Consider the following 449-nt stretch of genomic DNA (forward strand, 5'->3'; position numbering starts at 1 on the left):
ATTTCAGATAATAAGTGCGACACTCATAGAAAGGTATAGAAGAGGAAGCCAACTGCCGAAAGTGGTACGCTCTTCTCGCCAAAGAAACAAGCAATACTACTATGAGTTATCAGCAGTTGACCGAGGGCAGAAGATACCAGATTTCTGCTCTTTTGGAACTAGGTATTTCAATCTCTGAAATTGCCATAAAAGTACAGTGCCATCGTGCAACGGTGTACCGTGAACTAAATAGAAATCAAGCGCATGGGCAATATTGCCCTCAGAATGCACATATTTATTCTGTTAAGAGGCGTAAAGCTGCTCGCAAGTATCGAATACCAGCTCAGCGCATTAAATATATCCGCTTTTTACTGAGTATCGATTGGAGTCCTGAGCAGATTTCAAGTGTTCTTACAAGCGTAGGCGAAGCAGTCAGTCATGAGTGGATTTATCGTTATGTTGCTCGAGAT

At 42.1% G+C, this 449-nt stretch carries 1 protein-coding gene; it reads left to right on the forward strand.

Annotation, left to right across the window (positions count from 1 at the left end; all coding sequences use genetic code 11):
* Positions 1-101 precede the first annotated feature (101 nt).
* Positions 102-449, forward strand: a 348-nt coding sequence (locus N475_RS02065) for a helix-turn-helix domain-containing protein (protein ID WP_155732522.1), incomplete at its 3' end; no start/stop codon positions are given.

It is taken from the genome of Pseudoalteromonas luteoviolacea DSM 6061 (genome assembly GCF_001625655.1).
Taxonomy (GTDB): Bacteria; Pseudomonadota; Gammaproteobacteria; order Enterobacterales; family Alteromonadaceae; genus Pseudoalteromonas; species Pseudoalteromonas luteoviolacea.